The 22,889-nt window shown below is 64.3% G+C and carries 23 protein-coding genes; 13 read left to right on the plus strand and 10 right to left on the minus strand.

Annotation, left to right across the window (positions count from 1 at the left end; translation table 11 throughout):
- Positions 1 to 41 precede the first annotated feature (41 nt).
- The gene (gene sugE, locus EJ071_RS03890; protein WP_126096898.1) at positions 42 to 356 is read left to right on the plus strand and encodes a quaternary ammonium compound efflux SMR transporter SugE; all 315 of its coding nucleotides are present in this window, start codon (positions 42 to 44) and stop codon (positions 354 to 356) included.
- A 143-nt stretch (positions 357 to 499) separates the two neighbouring features.
- On the opposite strand, the gene EJ071_RS03895 is transcribed toward sugE, so the two are convergent.
- Positions 500 to 928 (minus strand): DUF6481 family protein, encoded by a 429-nt coding sequence (locus tag EJ071_RS03895; RefSeq protein ID WP_126096899.1) that lies wholly within the window; start codon positions 926 to 928, stop codon positions 500 to 502.
- A 227-nt stretch (positions 929 to 1,155) separates the two neighbouring features.
- Between EJ071_RS03895 and EJ071_RS03900 the strand changes: the two genes are divergently transcribed.
- From EJ071_RS03900 to EJ071_RS03920, 5 genes are all read left to right on the plus strand, one after another.
- A complete protein-coding gene (locus EJ071_RS03900; RefSeq protein WP_126096900.1) occupies positions 1,156 to 2,214 on the plus strand; it encodes an LLM class flavin-dependent oxidoreductase in 1,059 nt (352 codons plus the stop codon).
- 86 nt (positions 2,215 to 2,300) lie between these two features.
- Positions 2,301 to 3,467 carry an AI-2E family transporter gene (locus EJ071_RS03905; RefSeq protein WP_126096901.1) on the plus strand — a complete coding sequence of 389 codons (1,167 nt, stop codon included), beginning with the start codon at positions 2,301 to 2,303 and terminating at the stop codon, positions 3,465 to 3,467.
- Between the two features lie 88 nt (positions 3,468 to 3,555).
- The gene (locus EJ071_RS03910; RefSeq protein ID WP_126096902.1) at positions 3,556 to 4,383 is read left to right on the plus strand and encodes an arylamine N-acetyltransferase; all 828 of its coding nucleotides are present in this window, start codon (positions 3,556 to 3,558) and stop codon (positions 4,381 to 4,383) included.
- A 3-nt stretch (positions 4,384 to 4,386) separates the two neighbouring features.
- Positions 4,387 to 5,385, plus strand: a complete 999-nt coding sequence (locus tag EJ071_RS03915) for an LLM class flavin-dependent oxidoreductase (protein ID WP_126096903.1) — start codon at positions 4,387 to 4,389, stop codon at positions 5,383 to 5,385.
- Between the two features lie 189 nt (positions 5,386 to 5,574).
- Complete coding sequence (locus tag EJ071_RS03920; RefSeq protein WP_126096904.1) at positions 5,575 to 6,369, plus strand: inositol monophosphatase family protein; 795 nt, start codon at positions 5,575 to 5,577, stop codon at positions 6,367 to 6,369.
- A gap of 52 nt (positions 6,370 to 6,421) precedes the next feature.
- Here EJ071_RS03920 and EJ071_RS03925 read toward each other — a convergent pair whose 3' ends face one another.
- A complete protein-coding gene (locus EJ071_RS03925) occupies positions 6,422 to 7,042 on the minus strand; it encodes a L,D-transpeptidase (RefSeq protein WP_126096905.1) in 621 nt (206 codons plus the stop codon).
- A gap of 670 nt (positions 7,043 to 7,712) precedes the next feature.
- On the opposite strand from EJ071_RS03925, the gene dnaK reads away from it, so the two are divergent.
- From dnaK to EJ071_RS03955, 6 genes are all read left to right on the plus strand, one after another.
- Positions 7,713 to 9,629: a molecular chaperone DnaK gene (gene dnaK, locus EJ071_RS03930; RefSeq protein WP_126096906.1), complete on the plus strand. Its 1,917-nt coding sequence runs from the start codon at positions 7,713 to 7,715 to the stop codon at positions 9,627 to 9,629.
- 200 nt (positions 9,630 to 9,829) lie between these two features.
- Positions 9,830 to 10,960 (plus strand): molecular chaperone DnaJ, encoded by a 1,131-nt coding sequence (gene dnaJ / locus EJ071_RS03935; RefSeq protein ID WP_126096907.1) that lies wholly within the window; start codon positions 9,830 to 9,832, stop codon positions 10,958 to 10,960.
- Between the two features lie 113 nt (positions 10,961 to 11,073).
- Positions 11,074 to 11,676 carry a phospholipid N-methyltransferase PmtA gene (gene pmtA / locus EJ071_RS03940; protein ID WP_126096908.1) on the plus strand — a complete coding sequence of 201 codons (603 nt, stop codon included), beginning with the start codon at positions 11,074 to 11,076 and terminating at the stop codon, positions 11,674 to 11,676.
- Between the two features lie 109 nt (positions 11,677 to 11,785).
- A complete protein-coding gene (locus EJ071_RS03945; RefSeq protein ID WP_126096909.1) occupies positions 11,786 to 12,382 on the plus strand; it encodes an NADPH-dependent FMN reductase in 597 nt (198 codons plus the stop codon).
- Between the two features lie 17 nt (positions 12,383 to 12,399).
- Entirely contained in the window at positions 12,400 to 13,113 is a 714-nt protein-coding gene (gene pyrF, locus EJ071_RS03950; RefSeq protein WP_189521527.1) for an orotidine-5'-phosphate decarboxylase, read from the plus strand.
- A 21-nt stretch (positions 13,114 to 13,134) separates the two neighbouring features.
- Entirely contained in the window at positions 13,135 to 13,422 is a 288-nt protein-coding gene (locus EJ071_RS03955; protein ID WP_126096911.1) for a DUF1330 domain-containing protein, read from the plus strand.
- Between the two features lie 290 nt (positions 13,423 to 13,712).
- Here the strand turns inward: EJ071_RS03955 and EJ071_RS03960 are convergent, their stop codons facing one another.
- The 8 genes from EJ071_RS03960 to EJ071_RS03995 all read right to left on the minus strand — a co-directional run bounded on the left by EJ071_RS03960 (position 13,713) and on the right by EJ071_RS03995 (position 21,566).
- A complete protein-coding gene (locus EJ071_RS03960) occupies positions 13,713 to 14,771 on the minus strand; it encodes a D-alanine:D-lactate ligase-like protein (protein WP_126096912.1) in 1,059 nt (352 codons plus the stop codon).
- 94 nt (positions 14,772 to 14,865) lie between these two features.
- Positions 14,866 to 15,741 carry an SMP-30/gluconolactonase/LRE family protein gene (locus tag EJ071_RS03965; RefSeq protein WP_126096913.1) on the minus strand — a complete coding sequence of 292 codons (876 nt, stop codon included), beginning with the start codon at positions 15,739 to 15,741 and terminating at the stop codon, positions 14,866 to 14,868.
- A complete protein-coding gene (locus tag EJ071_RS03970) occupies positions 15,738 to 16,376 on the minus strand; it encodes a 2-dehydro-3-deoxy-6-phosphogalactonate aldolase (RefSeq protein ID WP_126096914.1) in 639 nt (212 codons plus the stop codon). Before EJ071_RS03970 ends, EJ071_RS03965 begins: the two co-directional genes overlap by 4 nt.
- Entirely contained in the window at positions 16,373 to 17,308 is a 936-nt protein-coding gene (locus tag EJ071_RS03975; protein WP_245460163.1) for a 2-dehydro-3-deoxygalactonokinase, read from the minus strand. Before EJ071_RS03975 ends, EJ071_RS03970 begins: the two co-directional genes overlap by 4 nt.
- The gene (locus tag EJ071_RS03980; protein WP_126096916.1) at positions 17,305 to 18,072 is read right to left on the minus strand and encodes an SDR family oxidoreductase; all 768 of its coding nucleotides are present in this window, start codon (positions 18,070 to 18,072) and stop codon (positions 17,305 to 17,307) included. The genes EJ071_RS03975 and EJ071_RS03980 overlap by 4 nt, the downstream gene beginning before the upstream one ends.
- Before the next feature lie 300 nt (positions 18,073 to 18,372).
- Positions 18,373 to 19,722 (minus strand): EAL domain-containing protein, encoded by a 1,350-nt coding sequence (locus EJ071_RS03985; RefSeq protein ID WP_126102472.1) that lies wholly within the window; start codon positions 19,720 to 19,722, stop codon positions 18,373 to 18,375.
- Between the two features lie 210 nt (positions 19,723 to 19,932).
- Complete coding sequence (locus tag EJ071_RS03990) at positions 19,933 to 20,331, minus strand: GtrA family protein (protein WP_126096917.1); 399 nt, start codon at positions 20,329 to 20,331, stop codon at positions 19,933 to 19,935.
- Entirely contained in the window at positions 20,328 to 21,566 is a 1,239-nt protein-coding gene (locus tag EJ071_RS03995; RefSeq protein WP_126096918.1) for a glycosyltransferase family 2 protein, read from the minus strand. Before EJ071_RS03995 ends, EJ071_RS03990 begins: the two co-directional genes overlap by 4 nt.
- 215 nt (positions 21,567 to 21,781) lie before the next feature.
- Between EJ071_RS03995 and gshB the strand changes: the two genes are divergently transcribed.
- Positions 21,782 to 22,723 carry a glutathione synthase gene (gene gshB, locus EJ071_RS04000; RefSeq protein WP_126096919.1) on the plus strand — a complete coding sequence of 314 codons (942 nt, stop codon included), beginning with the start codon at positions 21,782 to 21,784 and terminating at the stop codon, positions 22,721 to 22,723.
- The last annotated feature ends 166 nt before the right edge of the window (positions 22,724 to 22,889 follow it).

A 22,889-nucleotide genomic window follows, 5' to 3' on the forward strand; every position in this document is an offset into this window, starting at 1 on the left:
TTCCAGCATCGGGTGCGATGCTGGACCGATGGAGCGTTGCGATGTCCTGGATTTTTCTTTTCTTCGCCGGCCTGTTCGAGATCGGCTGGGCGATCGGCCTCAAATACACTGACGGTTTCTCGAAGCCGCTGCCGACCCTTCTCACCATTGCCTCGATGATCGTCAGCCTCGGCTTGCTCGGCCTGGCATTGAAGGAATTGCCGGTCGGCACCGCCTATGCGGTATGGACCGGCATCGGCACCGTCGGCACCGCCTTGCTCGGCATCTGGCTGCTCGGCGAGCCGGCGACAGCGGTCCGGCTCTCCTGCATCGGCCTGATCGTCTCAGGCATCGTCGGGCTGAAGCTCGTCGCCTGACAAACCCAGGCCAGGTAGATCGTTTTCGCGCATTTCCGGGCGAAAAACCGCTACACACTTTTCCTGGAATTGCTCCAGTGGTCAGGACAAACGCCTTCGGGGCCGCCGCCGGCGACCCTGAAGCATCTTCGAACGAACCTATGTCAGCGGGCGGAGAAACCCGGCGGCGTACGGCCAACGCGCGCCTTGCGGGCGGCGTAGCGCGCATCGCGCTTGGCCTTGCGTTCGGCCTCGTCGGCGAGAAGACGGGCGATGCGCTCGGTTTCCTCGGCTTCGCGGATCTTGGCCTCGGCCGCCGCCGCCTCTTCGGCTGCAATACGTGCAGCCTCGGCCACTGCCTCGCGTTCAGCCTTCTCGGCCGCTTCGCGCGCCAGCTTTTCCTGCTTCAGCCTGGCCTTCTCGGCCTCGCGGACCGCGCGAGCCTCGAGGATCGCCTTGCGTTCCGCCTGACGCGCCAGCACCGCTGGATCGTCCGCCGCCGGCTTTGCCTTGAAGCGCTCCAGGAGCGCCTTCTTTGCCTCGTTCGCGGCGTTGCGCCGCTCGAATATGTCTTTTTCCCTGTAGATAGCCAAATCCACTTCCCTGCAGTCAATTCGCGACGCTTACATACGCGCGAAAGCGATGAGTTCAAGCGCCAAAACGGTATGCCAGCCATGAAAATCTGCGCTGTTGCCGCCGGGATACGTCGCCGGTGCGCGATGCACTGTTCACAAATCGCGCCCCTGGCGGCTGGCCAGGCCGGTCGCTACCTCTAACGCCAACAAACAACGCCCAAACTGCGCATCAGGATGCAATCGACATGGAACTCGGCCTCTACACTTTCGCGGATGTCAGCCCGGAACCCGGCCCCGGCGCCATCGGCCCGCACGAACGGCTGCGCAACCTGATCGAGGAGGTCGAGCTGGCCGACCAGGTCGGTCTCGACGTGTTCGGCCTCGGCGAACATCATCGTCCCGACTATGCGGCCTCGGCGCCGGTGGTCACTCTTGCCGCGGCTGCCGAACGGACGAAGCGCATCAAGCTCACCAGCGCGGTCACCGTGCTTTCCTCCGACGATCCGGTGCGGGTCTTCCAGCAGTTCGCGACGCTCGACCTTCTGTCCAACGGCCGCGCCGAGATCATGGCCGGGCGCGGCTCCTTCATCGAATCCTTCCCGCTGTTCGGCTACAACCTTGAGGACTATGACGAGCTCTTCGCCGAGAAGCTCGACCTCCTGCTTGCCATTCGCGACCAGGTAAAGGTGACGTGGCAAGGACGCTTGCGCGCGCCGATCAATGGCCGCGGCGTCTATCCGCGGCCATTCCAGGAAAAGCTGCCGATCTGGATCGCCATTGGCGGCACGCCGCAGTCCGCCGCCCGCGCCGGCGTGCTCGGCCTGCCGCTTGCGCTTGCCATCATCGGCGGCGAGCCGGCCCGCTTCGCGCCGCTGTTCGATATCTACCGCGAGGCGGCAACGCGCGCCGGCAACGATGCCGCCACGCTTGCCACCAGCCTCAACGTGCACGGCTTCATCGCCGAGACCACCGAGGCGGCGGCCGACGACTTCTACGAGCCCCAGGCCGAGGTGATGAACCGCATCGGCCGCGAGCGCGGCTGGGGCCCGACCTCGCGGGCGCATTTCGACCATGCGCGAGGTCCCGGCGGTGCCTTGTTCGTCGGCAATCCCGAACAGGTGGCGGAAAAGATCGTCGCCCAGCACAAGATCTTCGGCAACGACCGCTTCCTGCTGCAGATGGCGATCGGCACCATGCCGCATGCCAAGATCATGAAGGCGATCGAGCTTTACGGCACCAGGGTGGCGCCGATCGTGCGCAAGGAAACAGCGACGGCCGCGCCCATACCGGCGCCAGTGGCCTGAGAGCGGCAAGGTTTTTTCATTCACCGCCGGCTAACGGAACCTTGGCGCGGCGCACACGTTTCCCTCGACGATTGCGAGGGGAGCCGATGAAAGCCGAAACGACCGCGTCGGGCGCGAGTATTGCCGAAAGCCCCGATCCGCGTGTCGGCGTGCGCGACGAATTGCGGCTGATGCGATCGATGCTCATCGGCATTTTCATTCTGATGACGGCTGCCGCCCTCTATTTTGCGCGTGCCTTCTTCATGCCGGTGATCCTGGCCTTCCTGCTGGCGCTGACGCTGACGCCGATCGTGCGCTTCCTGCGCAAGCGCGGCATACCGGAGGTGTTCTCCGCGACGCTGCTGGTGCTGCTCTCCATATTCATCTTCGTCAGCGCCGGTTATCTGCTGAGCGGGCCGGTTATCAACCTTGTCAACAACAGCTACTCGATCGGCCAGCAGCTCACAGAAAGACTGGCGCCATTCAAGCGTCCGCTCGAGATGATGGCGGATGTTTCGCGCCAACTCGGGTCGCTGACCGAGACTGCGCAGGAACCGGGCGTGCAAAGAGTCTCGGTGGCGCCGTCCGGTATTCTGTCCGCCGCGGCCAGCAACATCCTGGGGGCAGGCACCTCGATCACCATCGTCTTCGTGCTGTCGCTGTTCCTGCTCGCCTCAGGCACCTTGTTCTACGAGAAGATTGTCCAGTCCTTCACCAGCCTCAGCCAGAAGAAGCGGGCGCTGCGCGTCGTCTATGACGTCGAGCGCGAGATCTCGCATTACCTGCTCACCGTCACGCTCATCAATGCCGGCCTCGGCACGGTGATCGGGCTGGGCCTGTGGGGGCTCGGCATGCCGAACCCGCTGGTCTGGGGCGCGGCGGCGGCGCTCCTCAATTTCCTGCCCTATGTCGGCGCGCTGATAACCATCCTGCTGGTCACGGTCATCGCGCTGATCAGTTTCGATTCGATCTCCTACGCGCTGCTGGCACCCGCCTTCGTGCTGTTGTGCGACATCGTCGAGGGCCAGTTCGTGACACCGGTCATGGTCGGCCGAAGGCTGGAGATCAATGCGGTGGCGATCTTCATCGCCATCGCCTTCTGGTCATGGCTATGGGGTTTCGTCGGCGCGCTGATGGCAGTGCCGCTGCTGGTGGTCATCAAGGTGTTCTGCGACCATTTCGACGGCCTCAGCCATGTCGGCAATTTCCTGGCGGCGCAACAGACCATCCTCGCCGAAGACGAACCGGCCGAGAACAACCACACGGCCGCCTGACGCCCTGGCCCAATCCTCAACTCGGCCCTTGTTTGCCGCATCGGCGACGAGTGCCTATATCGGACCGGTCAAGCCGGACCTGCCCCTCATGACCGACGCTTCCTTCGATATCGATGCCTATTTCGCGCGCATTGGCTATCGCGGCCCTATGGATGCTTCGCTGGCAACGCTGAAGGCGCTGCACAGGCAACATCCGCAGGCGATCCCGTTCGAGAACATCGATGCCTTGATGGGCGTTTCGGTCGGGCTCGATCCGGCGTCGCTGCAGGACAAGATTTTAAAACGCGGCCGCGGCGGCTATTGCTTCGAGCATAATCTGATCTTCATGCATGCGCTTGGGGAGCTGGGTTTCAGTGTCAGCGGGCTCGCCGCCCGCGTGCTGTGGGGCCAGCCGGACGACGCCATCACGCCGCGCAGCCACATGCTGCTGCGTGTCGAGCTCGATGGAAAAACCTTTATCGCCGATGTCGGCTTCGGCGGCCTGACGCTGACGGCGCCGCTGCTGCTGGAGCCTAATCTCGAGCAGCAGACACCGCACGAGGCGTTCCGTATCGACGAGACCGGCGATCATTTTCGCCTGCAGGCCAATATCGGCGGTGATTGGCGGACGCTCTACCGCTTCGACATGCAGCAGGCCTACGCGGTCGATTATTCTGTGAGCAGCCATTTCCTGTCGACACATCCGAGCTCGCATTTTCTTTCCACATTGGTTGCCGCGCGCGCCTTGCCGGACCGGCGCTACGCCCTGCGCAACAATCGCTTGTCGACCTATCACCTTGGCGGCCGTAGCGAGCAGCGGGAGATCGCGTCGGCGACCGGACTCGCGGACGTGCTGGAAGGCCAGCTCGCCATCGTCATTCCCGACCGCGCCGCCTTCGAGGCGAGGTTGCGGCAGAAGAACATCGTGGAGACCTGATCAATGACGGCCCTTTCGGTTCTCGACCTGTCGCCGATCACCCAAGGCAGCACTGCCTCGCAGTCGCTGGCCAACTCGCTCGATCTTGCCCGCCATGCCGAGCGGCTGGACTACAAGCGCTATTGGCTCGCCGAGCACCACAACATGCCGGGTATCGCCAGCGCCGCGACTTCCGTTGTCATCGCCCATGTCGCGGGCGGCACGAAGACCATCCGGGTCGGCGCCGGCGGCATCATGCTGCCCAACCACGCGCCGCTGGTGATTGCCGAGCAGTTCGGCACGCTCAACGCGCTTTTTCCGGGCCGCATCGACCTCGGCCTCGGCCGCGCGCCAGGCACCGACATGATGACGGCGCGGGCGCTCCGCCGCAATCTGGAGGCCAGCGACAACTTCCCTCAGGATGTCGTCGAGCTGATGGGCTATTTCCAGCCGGCCGAGGAAGGACAGCGCATCCGCGCGGTGCCGGGCGAAGGCCAGGAGGTGCCGGTCTGGATCCTGGGCTCCAGCCTCTACGGCGCGCAGCTGGCCGCAATGCTCGGCCTTCCCTATGCTTTCGCCTCGCATTTCGCGCCGGCCGAGCTCGACCACGCGCTGGAGGTCTACCGCACGCGCTTCCAGCCTTCGGCCCAGCTCGACAAGCCCTATGTGATGCTCGGCCTCAATGTCTTCGCAGCCCCCACGGACGCCGAGGCGAAGCTTTTATTCACCTCGCTGCAGCAGGCTTTCGTCAATCTGCGCAGCGGCCGGCCCGGGCAATTGCCGCCGCCGGCCGAGAACTATGACCGCGATCTCGATCCGGTTGCCAAGACCATGCTTGCCCAGGCGCTGTCCTGCGCCGTCGTCGGTTCGCCCGAGACGGTCCGCCAGGGCATCGACGCATTCGTGCGGCGCACCGGCGCCGACGAATTGATGGTCACCGCCCAGATGTTCGACCACCCGGCGCGGGTGCGCTCCTTCGAGATTCTGGCTGAGGTGCACGGATCGATGTCGCAAGCCGCCTGATCACGGAGCGCCTTTTGCCTGAGATGCTCATCTGCTAGAGCATGATGCCGAAAAGTGTGAAGCGGTTTTCGGGCGACATCATGCTCTATCTCTTTGATTTAGAGCCGGATTCAGATTTCAGGTCGGATCGACCTGAAATCTGAATCCGGCTCTAGGGACAGGGTTCTCTTCTCAAGCGCGAGCTTTCCCGTGACCGATGATCTCGACCAGCGCATGCATTTCGCCATCGACCTTGCGCGGCGCGCGGGAGAGCTTGGGCTGAAATATTTTCGCGATCTCGAAAACCTGACCATCGAGAGCAAAGGCCATCAGGATCTTGTCTCCGATGCCGATCGCGAGGTGGAGCTTTTCGTCCGTGCGGCGATAACGGCAGCCTATCCGGACGACGGCATTGTCGGCGAGGAGCATGCGCCGGCGACCGGCAAGACCAGCTATGTCTGGGTGATCGACCCGATCGACGGCACCGCCAATTTCGTGCGCGGCATTCCCGCCTGGTGCGTGGTGATCGCCTGCGCCAGGGACGGCGAAACGATAGTCGGGGTCGTCCACGAGGCTTCGACCGGCGAGACTTTCCATGGCCGCCTTGGCGGCGGCGCCTTCGTCAACGGACGGCCGATCGGGGCGAGCGGCGCCAAAGCACTTTCCGAAGGCTCGGTCGGAACCGGGCTTTCGAACCGGGCCGCCACGGAACATGTCGCGGTGCTGATCAGCATGATCATGGCCGAAGGCGGTGTCTTCTTCCGCAATGCGTCCGGCGCGCTGATGCTTGCCTATGCCGCGGCCGGACGGCTGCTCGGCTATGTCGAGGAGCACATGAACGCCTGGGACTGCCTGGCAGGCATGCTTCTGGTCGAAGAGGCGGGCGGGACGGTGCTGAAACCCGACCCCAAAACAGTTCTCAGCGAGGGAACGCAGGTCATCGCCGGCGGAAAGCAGGTCTTTCCGAAGCTGCGGGCGCTTTGCTCGGAAGCGTTCCGAAACTGATCCTTCGGCACGATGGCATCGGCGCGGCCGCGCAAGGACGGCAATGCGGCGTCTATATCACGATCACTTTGGTGCCGATTTCGGCGCGGTCGTAGAGATCGATGATGTCCTGGTTCATGAGGCGAATACAGCCAGCCGATACGGCCTTGCCGATGGACCACCATTCGGGGCTGCCGTGCAGGCGATATCCGGTGTCGCCCTTCTCGTTGAAGAGATAGAGCGCCCGCGCCCCGAGCGGATTCATGAGTCCGGCGTCCATATGGGCGGGTATGATATGGCCTCGATTGCGCTCGCGCACGATCATCTGCGACGGCGCGGTCCAATCCGGCCATTCGCGCTTCCTCGCGACGTGAGCGGTGCCATGCCACTCGAAGCCCGCCTTGCCGACGCCGATGCCGTAGCGCAGCGCCTGACCGTCTCCCAGCACGTAATAGAGGAATTTCGCTCCGGTATCGACAATGATGGTGCCGGGCGCCTCGTCGGTCGCGTAAGCCACCGTCTGCCGACGGAACTTTTGATCGACCTTGTAGATCGGAACCGGCGGAATGCGGAAGCCGGCGTCGGTGAGGCCGCCATAAGCCAGGGGAGACGTCTGCAATGCGCCGCCGGCGTTGCAGCCGGAGAATGCGATCATCCCGGCAAGTAGCCCGATCAGGATCGATTTCGCGCGCATGGTCCAAGCCGGCGCTCATGCCGGCGATCTGCCGCATCTTGTCTTATTCGTAATCCCGGATGCTTCGATTGCCAAGGTTTCCATCTTCTTCGGCTGACACCGGCCGCTTCGCTCGGTCGATGCCAAGCTTAGCGATACGGTTTGCGCGATCGCTAGAGCATGATGCCGAAAAGTGTGAAGCGGTTTTCGGGCGACATCATGCTCTATCTCTTTGATTAGAGCCGGATTCAGATTTCAGGTCGGTTCGACCTGAAATCATCCGGCTCTAGGGCCGCCGGCCCGTGCGTACTTCCGAACGACCACCGACAGGCGCCAAGTGCATGGCGGCAAAGAAGTTTTTCCGCGCATTCGCGACCCAAAGTCACGCCTGCGGCGCCAAAGCCTGCCCTTGCCCGATATGCGACGGCACGCTTAGGCTCGGAAAAAATCCCGTCTGGACAATGAGATAGAAGAAATTCGCACTGATCCTCGTCTAAGGCGAGCCGGTCCGTTCCGGGACGGCAGCCGCCTTGCGCAGAATGCTTGCGCGCCGTGCCGCCTGTTCTTATATACGCGCCAACCGTCCGGCCTTGAAAATCCGGGACCGTGACGGAATTTCTTGTGAACAGGGGCTTTCGTCGGAACGCCTTATCAGGGTCCTGAGAGCCTGCTTAGCGGAGAGACCAGAACAATGGCAAAAGTAATCGGTATCGACCTCGGAACCACAAACTCCTGCATCGCCATCATGGACGGCAAGGAGCCCAAGGTTATCGAGAATGCGGAAGGCGCGCGTACGACCCCTTCCATCGTCGCCATCAACAGCGACGGCGAACGCCTCGTCGGCCAGCCGGCCAAGCGCCAGGCGGTCACCAATCCTGAAAACACCATCTTCGCGGTCAAGCGCCTGATCGGCCGCCGCTATGACGATCCGGTGACGGAGAAGGACAAGAAGCTTGTCCCCTACAAGATCGTCAAGGGCGACAATGGCGATGCCTGGGTCGAGGCCGGCGGCAAGAAGCTGTCGCCCAGCCAGATCTCGGCCATGATCCTGCAGAAGATGAAGGAAACGGCGGAAGCCTATCTCGGCGAGAAGGTCGAGAAGGCGGTCATCACCGTTCCGGCCTATTTCAACGACGCCCAGCGCCAGGCGACCAAGGACGCCGGCAAGATCGCCGGCCTCGAAGTGCTGCGCATCATCAACGAGCCGACGGCCGCGGCACTTGCCTACGGCCTCGAGAAGAAGGACGGCAAGACCATCGCCGTCTATGACCTTGGCGGCGGCACGTTCGACATTTCGGTGCTCGAGATCGGCGACGGCGTTTTCGAGGTGAAGTCGACCAACGGCGATACCTTCCTCGGCGGCGAGGACTTCGACATGCGCCTGGTCGAGTACCTGGCGGCCGAGTTCAAGAAGGAGCAGGGCATCGACCTCAAGGCCGACAAGCTCGCTCTGCAGCGCCTGAAGGAAGCGGCCGAGAAGGCCAAGATCGAGCTGTCGTCGACGACTCAGACCGAGATCAACCTGCCCTTCATCACCGCCGACGCCACCGGGCCGAAGCACCTGACGATGAAGCTCACCCGGGCGAAGTTCGAAAGCCTGGTCGAAGATCTCGTGCAGCGTACCATCGACCCCTGCAAGGCGGCGCTCAAGGACGCCGGCCTGAAGGCGGGCGAGATCGACGAAGTGGTCCTGGTCGGCGGCATGACCCGCATGCCCAAGATCCAGGAGATCGTGAAGCAGTTCTTCGGCAAGGACCCGCACAAGGGCGTCAACCCGGACGAGGTCGTGGCGCTCGGCGCCGCCATCCAGGCCGGCGTGCTGCAGGGCGACGTCAAGGACGTGCTCTTGCTCGACGTGACGCCGCTTTCGCTCGGCATCGAGACGCTGGGCGGCGTGTTCACCAGGCTGATCGAGCGCAACACCACGATCCCGACCAAGAAGAGCCAGGTATTCTCGACCGCCGAGGACTCGCAGTCAGCGGTGACGATCCGCGTCTTCCAGGGCGAGCGCGAGATGGCGGCCGACAACAAGATGCTTGGCCAGTTCGACCTGGTCGGCATCCCGCCGGCTCCGCGCGGCGTGCCGCAGATCGAGGTCACCTTCGACATCGACGCCAACGGCATCGTCAACGTCTCGGCCAAGGACAAGGGCACCGGCAAGGAGCACCAGATCCGCATCCAGGCGTCCGGCGGCCTGTCCGACGCCGACATCGAGAAGATGGTGAAGGACGCCGAGGCCAATGCCGACGCCGACAAGAAGCGCCGCGCCCTGGTCGAGGCCCGCAACCAGGCCGAATCGCTGGTGCACTCGTCCGAGAAGTCGCTGAAGGACTATGGCGACAAGGTCTCGGAGGCCGACCGCACCGCGATCGCCGACGCGATTGCGGCGCTGAAGACCGCCGCCGAGGGCGATGACGCGGCCGACATCGAGGCCAAGTCGCAGTCGCTCGCCGAAGCTTCGATGAAGCTTGGCCAGGCCATGTACGAGGCCTCGCAGAAGGAAGCCGCCGAAGCCGACGCCAAGGCGGACGCCGCCAAGGATTCGGACGTGGTCGACGCCGACTTCGAGGAAATCGACGAGGACGACGACAAGAAGAAGTCGGCCTGAGCCGGCTGACGGCAAATAAAGCGAAAAGCCCGGCGCAAAGCCGGGCTTTTTTGCACCCCCGAGCGAAAAAATGACGGAAAAACACGGAGCAGACCCGGCTCGCTACTAGTATCCGGGCAACATCGCTCCTAAATCGAACAACGTGCCGGCGACGACGCAACAATGCTTGAAGACATTGAGCATCCGGACTGCGGGAAAAAATGAAAGCTGATTTCTACGAAACGCTGGGCGTGCACAAAGGCGCCGACGACAAGGAACTCAAGAGCGCTTTCCGCAAGCTCGCCATGCAGTTCCATCCCGACCGCAACCCCGGCGACCATGCCTGCGAGCACAAATTCAAGGAAATCAACGAAGCCTACGAGACGCTGAAGGATCCTCAGAAGCGCGCCGCCTATGACCGCTTCGGCCACGCCGCCTTCGAGCAGGGCGGCATGAACGGCGCCGCGCACGGTTTCGGCGCCGGCGGCTTCGCCGACATTTTCGAAGACATTTTCGGCGACATGATGGGCGGTCGCCAGCGCCGCTCGTCGGGCGGCCGCGAGCGCGGGGCGGACCTGCGCTACAACATGGAGATCTCGCTCGAGGAGGCATTCGCCGGCAAGACGGCGCAGATTCGCGTGCCGGCCTCCATTGCCTGCTCGGAATGCTCCGGCAGCGGCGCCAAGCCCGGCACGCAGCCGGTGACCTGCGCCATGTGCCACGGCCACGGCAAGGTGCGCGCCACGCAAGGCTTCTTCTCGATCGAGCGCACTTGCCCGCAATGCCAGGGCCGCGGCCAGACGATCAAGGATCCCTGCCCGAAATGCGCCGGCCAGGGCCGCGTCACCGAGGAGCGTTCGCTGTCGGTCAACATTCCGGCCGGCATCGAGGACGGCACCCGCATCCGGCTTGCCAACGAGGGCGAGGCCGGCCTGCGCGGCGGCCCTTCGGGCGACCTCTACATCTTCCTCGCGGTCAAGCCGCACGAATTCTTCCAGCGCGACGGCGCCGACCTCTACTGCAAGGTGCCGATCTCGATGACGACCGCCGCCCTTGGCGGCTCGTTCGAGGTCACCACGCTCGACGGCACGCAGACCAAGGTGAAGGTGCCGGAAGGCACCCAGAACGGCCGCCAGTTCCGGCTGAAGGGCAAGGGCATGCCGGTGTTGCGGCAGCCCAATGTCGGCGACCTCTACATCCAGACGGCGGTCGAGACGCCGCAGAACCTGTCGCGCCGCCAGCGCGAATTGCTGGAAGAGTTCGAGCAGCTCTCCTCGAAGGACAATTCGCCCCAATCGAGCGGCTTCTTCGCCCGCATGAAGGACTTTTTCGAGTCGTTCGGCGAAAGCTGATCCTTATCCGGCAACATTCCGGAGCGTCATCAACACCTTATGCCAGGTTGACGCCTTGCCTTGTTCCACCTAGCTGATAAGTAGCGGTTCGGGGAGCGTTGAGGAGAGCTCGCATGGCACGTGGTCCCGGGTTGCGCAAAGCGCTGGCGGAAAAATTCGACGACGAGCTGAAGTTCTTCAAAGGCTGGATCGACAAGCCGAAAGCGGTCGGTTCGATCGTTCCCACCAGCTCCATCACCGCCCGCAAGATGGCCTCGATCGTCAACCCGAAATCGGGACTGCCGGTGCTCGAGGTCGGACCCGGCACCGGCGTCATCACCCGCGCCATCCTGGCCCAGGGCGTGAAGCCGGAGAACCTCTACGCGATCGAATACTCGACCGACTTCGTGCGCCATCTGCGCCGGCTCTATCCACGCGTCAACGTGATCGAGGGCGACGCCTTCAATCTCAACGCCACGCTCGGCGACAGGCGCGACCTGGTGTTCGATTCGGTCGTCTCCGGCGTGCCGCTGCTCAACTTCCCGGTCGCCCAGCGCATCGCCTATATCGAAAGCCTGCTCGACCGCATCCCGGCCGGCCGGCCGATCGTGCAGCTGACCTATGGCCCGCTGTCGCCGATCCCGCCCGGCCGCGGCAACTACACGGTCAAGCATTTCGATTTCATCATCCGCAACATCCCGCCGACGCAGCTGTGGATCTACCGGCGCGAAAAATAAGGGAGTAGGGGAGTAAGGCAGTAGGGGAAGAGGGATGAACGGTATCATTTCCGCGCCATCCCTACTGCTCTACTGCCTTATTCCCCTACTTCCTTAGCGAAGCAAGCCAATGGCAGTGATCCCAAGAATCCTCGTCTTCGCCGGCTCGGTGCGGAGCGGCGCCTTCAGCGGCAAGACGGCCGATGCGGCGCAGAAGGAGCTTGCCCTGCAAGGTGCCGAAGTAACCCGCATCTCGCTCGGCGACTATCCGCTGCCGATCGTGGACGAGGACTTGCAGAAGGAAAAGGGCATTCCCGAAAACGCCATGAAGCTTGGCTGGCTGATCGCTACCCATGACGGCGTGCTGATAGCGACCCCCGAATACAACGGCTCGCTGCCGCCGCTGCTGAAGAATGCGATCGACTGGGTGAGCCTGGCGCGCCATGACGGCGCCCGCAGCTTCAGGCCGCTTGCCGGCAAGGTCGCCGGCCTCTGCTCATCTTCCAAAGGCCACTTCGCCGGGATACGCTGCATCAATCATCTGCGCGCCGTGCTGGTGCGATGCCAGATGGAGGTGGTGACACCGGAGTGCTCGGTGCCGGAGGGCAGCAACGCCTTTGACGAGGATGGGAATTTCAGGGACGAAAGATTACGCCAATCGATGGAGCGTCTATGCCGTACACTGATCGAAACCTCGCGCATGCTGTCCGTGCGGATCGAAGCCTGATGCGCCCCGGCAGCTCGATTGAGGCCGACACCATGAGCGCCAAGTCCATGCAAGAGAGGCTGATCGTCGGCCTCGACGTGCCGACGCTGAAGGACGCCGAGAAGGCGGTGCGCGAGCTCGAGGGCGCCGTCTCCTTCTACAAGATCGGCTACCAGCTCGCCTTCGCCGGCGGGCTGGATTTCGCGCGCGAGCTCGCCAGCGGCGGCACCAACGTCTTCCTCGACATGAAGCTGCTCGACATCGACAACACGGTGGCCAAGGGCGTCGAGAACATCGTCAGGATGGGGGTGTCGATGCTCACCATCCATTCCTATCCGAAGGCGATGCGGGCCGCCGTGGACGCCGCCAAAGGCAGCGAGCTTTGCCTGCTGGCGGTCAGCGTGCTGACCTCGATGGACGAGCAGGACATGATCGACGCCGGCTATGAGTATGATCCGCACACGCTGGTGCTGAGGCGCTCCGAACAGGCGCTGCATGCCGGCATGGGCGGCATCGTCTGCTCGGCCGAGGAGGCTGAGGCAGTGCGCCGGATCGTCGGACCCGACATGGCCGTTGTGACCCCCGGCATCCGCCCGGCAGGCAGCGAGCATGGCGACCAGAAGCGTGTGGTGACGCCGGCGCAAGCGATCCGCAACGGCTCCAGCCATCTCGTCGTCGGCCGGCCGATCGTCGCCGCGCCGGACCGGCGGGCGGCGGCCGAAGCGATACTCGCCGAAATGCAATCGGCCTGAGTTTCAACCGGAGGAAAAAGCATGCCAAAGGGGTACTGGATCGCTCGCGTCGATGTGCGCGACCCGGAAGGCTACAAGGACTATGTCGCCGCCGCCAAGCTCGCCTTCGATCGTTTCGGCGTGAAATTCCTGGCGCGCGGCGGCGAGCATGAAAAGGCCGAAGGCCCCGGCCGCGCGCGCAATGTGATCATCGAATTCGAATCGTTTGCAGCGGCGCATGAGTGCTACCACTCGCCGGAATATCAGCGCGCCGTCGCCATCCGCCAGAAAGTAGCCGACGGCGAGATCGTGCTGGTCGAGGGCGTTTAGGGACTCGGGCGCGGGGGGTTGGCGGATCGGCTGTTGCCGTGTTGGCACGTTGGAGATTAGCCGAAACGCCCATCTTGTCGTCATCCACGGGCGGAGCAAGGAGCGTAGCGACGCAGCGCAGACCCGAGGATCCATGCCGTGACTTCAACGCGCCGCAACGGTCCAGAATTCTGCTCCGCTGCATTTCACGGCAGCGGTAACGGCATGGATTCCAGGGTCTGCGCGCGTCGCTTCGCTCCTTGCTCCGCCCTGGAATGACGAAGTTGTCAGGTCTCAGCCAATCATGAAGGTCACGACGTCAGCCTATTCGCCGCCGTCTCGGCCATCGCGTCGGCCAGGCTCATGCCCCATTGCCTGCGGCAGTAATCGCGAAAATCGAAGCAAGGCAGGCCGGGGCAGACTTCGAATTCGATGAGGTGGATCGTGTCGTCGGCCTCGACCCTGAGATCGACGGAGAAGACGTCCTTCAGGCCAAGCCCGGTGATCAGCTTTTGCGCCACAGTGCGGATCGCCCGATCGGCCGCCGGCTGGCTGGCGGCGACCGGCTCGAGCTCGGGTTCGGCGTAGTTTCCGACATCCTTGGCGGCCTGGCCGGTATCGCCATAAAGCGCCATCGAGTCGGCCATGGTCTGGAAATCGCCGCCGGACTCGACAAAGACGATGCCAAGCGCCTCGACGCCGGTCCCGGGCTTCAACCCGAGGAAACTTGCCCGCACATTGCGGCCGGCGACATAGGGCTGGATAACGACATCGTCGCGATAGCCGGCAAAGACACGCCGGCTAAGCTCCAGCGCGTGATCGAGATCATGGCAGCGGGAATCCGGCCAGATGCCGATCTTGGCGCCGAGCCGGTTGGGCTTGACGAACCAGCCGGCGGGCGAGGCCGGCGGCTCGACCAGCCATTTGCCGTTGCGTGCCAGTCCGGCCGGCGGCACCGGCAGGCCGAGCGCGCCGAGCACGGCGCCGGAGCGGAACTTGTCCTGGCAGAGCGCGAACAGCGAGTCGTCGGCGCCGATCGTCGGCAACCCGTTCAGCCGCGCCATGGCGGGCGCCGCGCCGCCGCGGAAATAGGCGATGCCGTCGGTCAGCGTCCAGACCAGGGTGCCGGCCGGATCGGCCTTTGCCAACACAGTCGCGGCGTTGTCCAGCTCGACGGCCATGAAAGCGAGGCCACGCTTGTCGCAAGCGGCGGCGAGCTGGTCGAACTCAGGCGCGAGATCGGTCGACTGCGCCAGATAGGACGAGATTTCGATGGCGCGCTCAGTCGGGTAGCCATCGGCGACGAGCCGGTCGAAGCAGGCCTTCTCCGGCTCATGGACAAGGATCAGCGTCGGCCTGTTGCGCGGCATGGGAACTCCCAGCGAAATCAGGCGCTACCATCGCATGGCCATTGCAATCGGCTTGCGGGAAACCGACCGTGCCAGGCGATAATCCGCAAGCCGCTCAGGCGATCAGCACGCGCGGGTCCAAGCGCCCCTTGACGGACAAGTCGAGCAGGAAGGTCATGCCAGCTTGAGGGTCCAGCGCGCGCTGCTTCTCGTCCTTGCCCTTCCAGGCCGACGTCACCGCGATGCGGTCGGCTTTCCGGCCGACAAAGGCGGGGCAGGACGGCTGCGTCACCGGCATCGCGATTTCGCGCAGCAGCGTGCCGTCCGGCGAATAGGCCTTCACCGCCTTGCCGCCCCAGACCGCGTTCCACAGCACGCCGTCGCGGTCGACGACCGAGCCGTCGACATAGCCCTTGGACGAGCGGTGGTCGACGAACACTTTTGGTTCGCCAACGGGCAGACCGGTCGCCGGATCGCAGGCAACGCGCATCAAAAGCCCGGTCGCGGTGTCGGTGTAATAGGCGATCGCCCCGTCCTCGGAAAAGCAGATCGAGTTGGAGACGGTGATGTCGGCAAACAGCCGGCGAAGCTCGCCCTTGAAGAACCAGTAGATCGCGCCGGCGCCCTTCCCTTCGTCCTTGCCCATCGTTCCGGTCCAGAAGGCGCCGCAGGGATGGACACGGGAATCGTTGGAGCGGGTCAGAGGATTGTCGGCCTCGATCGGCGTGTGCAGCGCCAGCTTGCCGGTCGCAACATCGCGGACATAGAGGCCTTTTTCGGTGGCGATGAGCTGGCGGGCATCGTCGATGATTGCGATGGCGCTGGCCATCAGGCCGAGGTCGTGCACCTTCAGCGCGCCGGCGAGCGGCTTTTCCAGGAGCCTGCCGTTGACAATGTCGAACCAGAACAGGGCATCGGTGCCGGGGTCGTAGCTTGGGCCCTCGCCGAGCTCGCAGATATGGTCGCTGAAGATCGAAACGCTATCCATCATGCTCCTCCGAAAGCCTCATCCCAGGCGGCGACCGCGGCGCGGGCGCGCCTCGCCACGTCCTCGACGCTGGCGCCCGGCTTGTAGAGACTTGATCCCAGACCGAACACACTGACGCCGGCCGCCTTGTAGCCGGCAAAATCCTTGTCGGAAACGCCGCCGACGGCGCCGATCAATGTCGTGGCCGGCAGCACCGCGCGGATCGCCGAAATACCGGCAGCGCCGAGCACGCTCGCCGGAAAGAATTTCAGCGCCGAGGCGCCAAGCTTTATCGCCTGGAAGGCCTCGGTCGGGGTGAACACGCCGGGCATCGTCACCATGCCGTGATGCATGGCGCGACCCATGACCTCGACATCGATGTTGGGGCTGACCAGCAGCCGGCCGCCGGCCTTGTGCAATTCGTCGACATCGGCCGCTGTCAGAACCGTGCCGGCGCCGACCAGCCCGGTTTCGGGAAGCGCTTCCACAATGCTGGCGATGGAGGCGAAAGGCTGCGGTGAATTAAGCGGCACTTCGATCGCCTCGATGCCGGCGTCGAAGATCGCCTGGCCGATCGCCACCGCTTCGGTAGGCTTCAGCCCGCGCAGGATGGCGACGAGGCCGCGTTTCAGTTTGGGAAAGGTCGCTGTCTGCGTCACGCGTCACCTCCGATCATGCCGTTCTCGCGCGCGGCCTCGACAAGGCCGGCGCGCACCGCTTCATCGGCGTCGACGATGCGAAAGGCAAGGCCGGCGAAGCCGAGAGCGGCAGCATAAAGCGCGGCCAGCGCGCCGGAGGCGATCAGCACCACCGGCGCTTCGCTTGCGCCATAGCGGCGCCTGGCCGAAGCGATCTCGCCGCCGATCAAGAGCCCGGACAGGCAGGCCGCGGCATCTTCCGATTTCAGATCCTGGAGCAGCCCGGCGGCGCGGATCGCGAACAGTTTCGAGGTGACGTCGCCGCCCTCGCTAAGCGCCCGCTCGCACCACTGGCGGAAGAACGCGCTGTCCGCGGCGACCGAAGCCGGATGCTCGCCCAGCGAATGTTTCAGGATCGAATGCGCGGCGAGCACCGAAAACAACTCGCCGGTCGGCCAGGTGCCGAAGCCGGCGACCGCGCCGTCCTCGACCGCGACCCATTTCGAATGCGTGCCCGGCATGCAGACGAGATGACGGCCCTTTGCCGGCAAACCGGCGCCGGCGAGTTGCGTTTCCTCGCCGCGCATGACATCCGGCGCGTCGGCCAGGCGCTGGGCGAGGCCCGGAACGATGCGGATGTCGCGGCTCGAGCCCTCGATGCGGGCGGCGCCGGCAAGGATGGCGCCGATCGGCGCCGGCACGGAGACATAGGGCGCCTCGATCCAGCCTTGTCGGGAACCTGCCATGCCGCAGATGATGACCGGTAGCGTCTCGGGCGCGCCCATGGACGCGAGGTGGCCTTCCAGCACCTTGGCAAAACCTTTTTCGCGCGCGGTGATCAGCCCGTCGTCGCCGCGCCGCTCGGCAAGCACCTGGCCGGCGCCGTCGAGCAACCAGGCCCTCAGCCTGGTCGTGCCCCAGTCGATGGCGGCGACCGCGGGCGCGCCGCTCACAGCACGCCTCCGTCGACGATCAGCATCTGCGCCGTCAGCATGCGCGAGGCGTCCGAGGCCAGGAACAGCACGGTGCCGACGATGTCGTCCGGCTGCATGACTTGTCTGATGCATTGCTTGGCGACATGGGCGGCAAGCGTCTCGTCGGTGACCCAAAGCTCCCGCTGCCGCTCGGTGATCACCCAGCCGGGCGCGACCGCGTTGACGCGGATGCCGTCGGCGCCGAGCTTGCCGGCAAGGCCCTTGGTGAGACCGAGTATGCCGGCCTTGGCGGCGGTGTAGGCCGGCATGTCCGGATGGTTGATGAGATAGGAGGTCGAGGTGAAGTTGATGATCGAGCCGCCGCCGGCGCGCTTCATGCCCGGCGCCACCGCCTGGGCGGTGAAGAAATGCGGCCGCAGGTTGATGGCAAGGTTGTTGTCCCAGAACTCGACCGTGACGTCCTTGACCTCGTGGCGGTCGTCGAGGGCAGCGTTGTTGACGAGCGCCGTGACGTCGCCATGCGCCTTTGCCGCCTTGGCCACCGCGACGCGCAGCGCCTCGACGTCGCGCAAATCGGTCTTGAGGTAGAGCGGGCGCCGGCCAAGCTCTTTTTCGAGGCGGTCGGCGAGCGCCGTGCTGGGCTTATCGGCGATGTCGATGAAGGCGACCCTGGCGCCTTGCCGCATGAAGCCTTCAGTCAGCGCCGCGCCGATGCCGGAGCCGCCGCCGGTGATCAGCACCGAGGCGCCGTCCAGGTCGGCGAAACGCGCCGATGGCATCATGATTTCTCTCTCCCTTTGGCCGGCGCGCATCCTAGCCACGCCGGCCCCGGTAGCAAGGGCGAAAAGGCGTTTTTCGGGCTTATGTCCGACAAATGAGGTCCCCTTGAGGGCAGGACAATCGCGTATGGCAGCGCCCGTCCCCTCATCCGGCCGCTTTGCGGCCACGTTCTCCCCGTTGGGGAGAAGAGACTGGCGCTGACGCCGGCAATCTCCTCTCCCCTCGGGGAGAGGTCAGCCGAGCGAAGCGGAGGCTGGGTGAGGGGCCGGCGCTGCCATATGCGGGTACGCGCCGCGAATTAGTCAGATCGCCTTGGCGTACAGCGCGCCGCGATAGGAATCGCGCAGATAGCCGAGCGTGGCGTCGGCATCGACCGGCTTGCCGAACAAATAGCCCTGCCCGCCGGCGCAGCCGAACTGGACGAGACGGTCGGCCTGCGCCTCTTCCTCGATGCCTTCGGCCACCACATCCATGCCGAGCCCTTCGCACATGGCGAGGATGGCGCGGATGATGTGCTCCGACGGCCGGTCGTCGAGAATGGAAGAGACGAAGGCGCGGTCGATCTTCAGCTTGTCGAAATGAAATTCGCGCAGGCGCCCGAGCGAGGACTGGCCGGTGCCGAAATCGTCGAGCGAGACGCGGATGCCGACACGGCGCAGATCTTCGACGATCTTCTCGGCCGAAGCCGGATCGGTCATCAGGCCGGTTTCGGTGATCTCGATCTCCAGTCGGCGCGGATCGAAGCCGGTGCGCTCGAGGATCGCCAGGATATGCAGTCCGGTGTTCTGGTCGACCAGCTGCGACGGCGACAGGTTGAAGGACAGGAACAGGTCCTTCGGCCAGCTGCGGGCCGCCTCGGTGGCCTTGCGCAGCACAAGCTGCGACAGCGGGCCGATGATGCCGCGCTCCTCGGCGATGGGAATGAAGACGCTCGGCGGCACCATGCCGAGATCGCGGTCGGTCCAGCGGGCAAGCGTCTCGAAGCCGATGGTGCGGCGAGTGTTGAGATCGACGATGGGCTGGAAATGCGGCTCGACCTCGCCGGCCGAGACGGCGCGGCGCAGCGCCTGCTCGATGCGGGTGACGCGCTTGGCCGCCTCCTCCATCTCGCGGGTGTAGACGACGACGCGGCCGCGGCCCGAACGCTTGGCATGGTAAAGCGCGGTCTCGGCCTTGTTGATCAGTATCTCGGTGGTCTCGTCGCCGGAATAAAACAGCGAGCAGCCGACAGAGGCCGACAATCTCGCGGTGCGCTCGCCGACGTCATAGGGCGCCGACAGGATCTCGATCAGCATGCGCGACTTCTCGGCCGCCTGCTCCTCGCTGAACACCATCGGATAAAGGAAGGCGAACTCGTCGGCGCCGATGCGGCAGACGGTGGAATGGCCGTCCATCGAGGCGCGCAGGCGCATCGCCACCTGGATCAGGATGTCGTCGCCGGCCTTGTGGCCGAACAGGTCGTTGATCGGCTTGAAGCCGTCGAGGTCGAGGATGCCGACGGTGAAGGGCGCGGGATCGTCGGCGCGGTCGCCGATCAGGCGATCGACCTTGTCGAAGAAGCGACGATGGTTGCCAAGTCCGGTCAGCGGATCGGTGAAGGCCAGATCCGTGCTTTCCCTGCCTGGCTGGCCGGTGCCAAACGTCGTTTGCATCATGTCCCTGTCGTGATGGCGGTATTTATCTTCAGACTGGCAGCAAAGCGTTTAGGAAAGGTATCGGAAAATCGATTTTTCGATCGCCGTTGCAACGCTTAGCCGGCTTGCCTGACGCGATAGAGATGGAGAGGCTGCCGTTGCCCTCGGCGACCGGGAGCGAGGCCAGCGCCCGCCCGGTTCAGCAAAGCTTCAAGCCGCCGGCCGAAATCAATCGCGTGCCGGAAACACCCATAGCGACGAGAGGACGTAGCTTGCCGCGCTTGCGGCAACCGTCGTCAGTGCCGACATGGAGAGCGGCGGCATGGCGAAACGCGTCGCCGCCACATGCGACACAAGGCCCGAAAAGACGGCGCATCCGACCTGGAGCGCGAGATAGCGCGGCATCGCCGTCGCATGGTCGTGCTTGCCGCCGAAGGTCCAGCCGTGCTGCGCCGAATAGGCGACGACGAAGCTGATCGCATAGGCGACGACACTGCCGGTGAAAGGCGAAAGGCCCATCGAGACCAGCAGCCACGACAACACGAATAGCAGCAATGCAGCGCCGAAGCCGACGGTGAGGAAGCGGAAAAGGCGCGTCTGGAGAAAGGGAGCCAATGCGCCGTTCATGCGTCCTGGCGCACCCTGACGCCATCGGCAGGACCAGCCGATGCGGCTTGCAGCCGCTTCACCGGTATTTCCAGGACGCCGAGCAGAAAGGCGGAAAAGAACGCCTGCAGCGAGATGACGATCAGGCTCAGCCCTAGCACGACAACGCGCGGAATCTCGGGATCCTCCAGGGGACCGAATCCGAGGCTCGCCCAGCGCCATACGGCGTAGCCGAAGAACAGGGCGCCGCCGGCAAAGCAGATACCGGCATTGCCGGCGAGACGGTCGGTGCTGAGGGTCCTGGTCAGCCAATCCGATCGCCGGTTGCGTGGCAGGATGCCGGTTATCTCGGCGTAATAGCGCGATATCGCGCCGAAGGTGATGAGCTGGATGCCCACCACCACCATGAAGCAGGCGGCGACGAATGTGTTGATGTCGAGCGACAGGTTATCGACCACCTGCAGCGGGCCTAGCATCAACAGCGTTACCAGCAGCGCGCCAAAGCCGAGCAACGCCGTGCCGGGGATGAAGAACATCCAGCGGGGATTGTGCACCAGCAGGAACTTCAGATGGCGCCAGCCGTCGCGCCAGGTGCGCAGATGCGGCGGACGGCTGCGGCCGTCGGGCTTGAGCGTGGTCGGAACTTCCTCGATGCGCAGGCCGGCAAGCGCGCTGCGCACCACCATCTCGCTGGCGAATTCCATGCCGCTCGTCTGCAGGTCGAGCTTCCTGATGCGGTCGGCATTGAAGCCGCGCAGGCCGCAATGGAAGTCGCCGGTCTTGATGCGGAAGAACAGGCGGCCGATGAAGCTCAGCATCGGATTGCCGAGATGGCGGTGCAGGGGCGGCATGGCGCCGGGCTCGATGCCGCCCTTGAACCGGTTGCCCATCACCAGGTCGGCGCCGCCACGCAGGCGCGAGACGAAGGCTTCGAGCGCGCCGAAGTCGTAGCTGTCGTCGGCATCGCCCATGATGATGTAGCGGCCCCTGGCTGCGGCGATGCCGCCGAGAAGTGCCGCGCCATAGCCCTTGCTCGCCACCGGCACGACACGGGCGCCGTTCTCGGACGCAATCCGCTGCGATCCGTCGGAACTGCCATTGTCCGCGATCAAGACCTCGCCGGAGATGCCCGCCCTATCGAGGAAGGACCTGGCCTTGCCGATGCAAATGGCCAGCGTCTCGGCCTCGTTGAGGCACGGCATGAGGACGGTGAGCTCGAGCTCCTCGGCGGCGCGGACGGCGGTGAAAGCATTCATGCCCGTGGTTCCGTCAAAGACCCGGCCGGCACAGTCCGGCCTGGCACTCGATGCGCATTCTTGCACAGCAAGGCTTAAGAAAACGATGACGCGCAACATTGCCTTGTCTCGAAATGACCGCGGGACGGCGTTGACGCGATGCTCTTCGGAGATGGACCGATTGGCAGAAGCCTTCGAGTTCCTTATATCGGCGGCAGGGTTTGCCGGAGATGAAAATGCCGCTGAAGATCGCCGTCCAGATGGACCATGTCTCGACCGTGTCGATCGCCGGTGACACGAGCTTCGCGCTGTCACTGGAAGCGCAGCGGCGCGGCCATCAGCTCTTCCATTACACGCCGGACCGGCTGTCGATGCTGGGCAGCAAGGTGTTTGCCCGCATCGAGGAGATGAAAGTCCGCGACGAGAAGGGCAACCATTATTCGTTGGGCGATCCCGTGCGCACCGACCTGTCCGAGATGGACGTTATCCTGCTGCGACAGGATCCGCCCTTCGACATGAACTACATCACCACCACGCACATCCTGGAGCGCATCCATCCGAAGACGCTGGTGATCAACGACCCGGCCTGGGTGCGCAACAGCCCGGAAAAGATCTTCGTCACCGAATTTCCCGACCTGATGCCGGAAACGCTGATCACCAAGGATCCCCAGGAGGTGGCCGCCTTCCGCAAGCAATTCGGCGACATCATCGTCAAGCCGCTCTACGGCAACGGCGGCGCCGGCATCTTCCATCTGCACGAAGCCGACCGGAATCTGGCCTCGCTGCTCGAAATGTTCGGCCAACTGTTCCGCGAGCCCTATATCGTGCAGCGCTATCTCAAGGACGTACGCAAGGGCGACAAGCGCATCATCCTGATCGACGGCGAACCTGTTGGCGCCATCAATCGCGTGCCGGCCGAGCATGATTCGCGCTCCAACATGCATGTCGGCGGCCGCGCCGAAAAGACCGAGCTGACCGAGCGCGAGCGCGAGATCTGCGCCCGCATCGGGCCGTCGCTGAGGGAACGCGGCTTCATCCTGGTCGGCATCGACGTGATCGGCGACTGGATGACCGAGATCAACGTGACCTCGCCGACCGGTATCCGCGAAGTGCAGCGGTTTGGCGGGGCCGATATTGCTGCCCTGTTCTGGGATTGCGTGGAGGGCAAAAGGCGATAGCAGGCTTTGCGCCTGGCTCTATCTCCTTGTTAGCGCAATTCCCGGCAGAAACCAGCTTCGTGCTGGAGTTGCTCTAAGCCGGCTTGGCGTACAGCCTGGCGCTCATCACCTCGATGCAGACTTGACGACCGGCTTCACACATTCCGGCCATTTCGCAGCGAAAAGC

This window comes from Mesorhizobium sp. M1B.F.Ca.ET.045.04.1.1, assembly GCF_003952465.1.
Classification (GTDB): Bacteria; Pseudomonadota; Alphaproteobacteria; order Rhizobiales; family Rhizobiaceae; genus Mesorhizobium; species Mesorhizobium shonense.

Coding starts and splice junctions, on each gene's coding strand:
- sugE (WP_126096898.1), top strand. CDS start 42: ATGTCCTGGATTTTTCTTTTCTTCGCCGGCCTGTTCGAGATCGGCTGG.
- EJ071_RS03900 (WP_126096900.1), top strand. CDS start 1,156: ATGGAACTCGGCCTCTACACTTTCGCGGATGTCAGCCCGGAACCCGGC.
- EJ071_RS03905 (WP_126096901.1), top strand. CDS start 2,301: ATGAAAGCCGAAACGACCGCGTCGGGCGCGAGTATTGCCGAAAGCCCC.
- EJ071_RS03910 (WP_126096902.1), top strand. CDS start 3,556: ATGACCGACGCTTCCTTCGATATCGATGCCTATTTCGCGCGCATTGGC.
- EJ071_RS03915 (WP_126096903.1), top strand. CDS start 4,387: ATGACGGCCCTTTCGGTTCTCGACCTGTCGCCGATCACCCAAGGCAGC.
- EJ071_RS03925 (WP_126096905.1), bottom strand. CDS start 7,042: ATGCGCGCGAAATCGATCCTGATCGGGCTACTTGCCGGGATGATCGCA.
- dnaK (WP_126096906.1), top strand. CDS start 7,713: ATGGCAAAAGTAATCGGTATCGACCTCGGAACCACAAACTCCTGCATC.
- dnaJ (WP_126096907.1), top strand. CDS start 9,830: ATGAAAGCTGATTTCTACGAAACGCTGGGCGTGCACAAAGGCGCCGAC.
- pmtA (WP_126096908.1), top strand. CDS start 11,074: ATGGCACGTGGTCCCGGGTTGCGCAAAGCGCTGGCGGAAAAATTCGAC.
- EJ071_RS03945 (WP_126096909.1), top strand. CDS start 11,786: ATGGCAGTGATCCCAAGAATCCTCGTCTTCGCCGGCTCGGTGCGGAGC.
- EJ071_RS03955 (WP_126096911.1), top strand. CDS start 13,135: ATGCCAAAGGGGTACTGGATCGCTCGCGTCGATGTGCGCGACCCGGAA.
- EJ071_RS03960 (WP_126096912.1), bottom strand. CDS start 14,771: ATGCCGCGCAACAGGCCGACGCTGATCCTTGTCCATGAGCCGGAGAAG.
- EJ071_RS03965 (WP_126096913.1), bottom strand. CDS start 15,741: ATGATGGATAGCGTTTCGATCTTCAGCGACCATATCTGCGAGCTCGGC.
- EJ071_RS03980 (WP_126096916.1), bottom strand. CDS start 18,072: ATGATGCCATCGGCGCGTTTCGCCGACCTGGACGGCGCCTCGGTGCTG.
- EJ071_RS03985 (WP_126102472.1), bottom strand. CDS start 19,722: ATGCAAACGACGTTTGGCACCGGCCAGCCAGGCAGGGAAAGCACGGAT.
- EJ071_RS03990 (WP_126096917.1), bottom strand. CDS start 20,331: ATGAACGGCGCATTGGCTCCCTTTCTCCAGACGCGCCTTTTCCGCTTC.
- EJ071_RS03995 (WP_126096918.1), bottom strand. CDS start 21,566: ATGAATGCTTTCACCGCCGTCCGCGCCGCCGAGGAGCTCGAGCTCACC.
- gshB (WP_126096919.1), top strand. CDS start 21,782: ATGCCGCTGAAGATCGCCGTCCAGATGGACCATGTCTCGACCGTGTCG.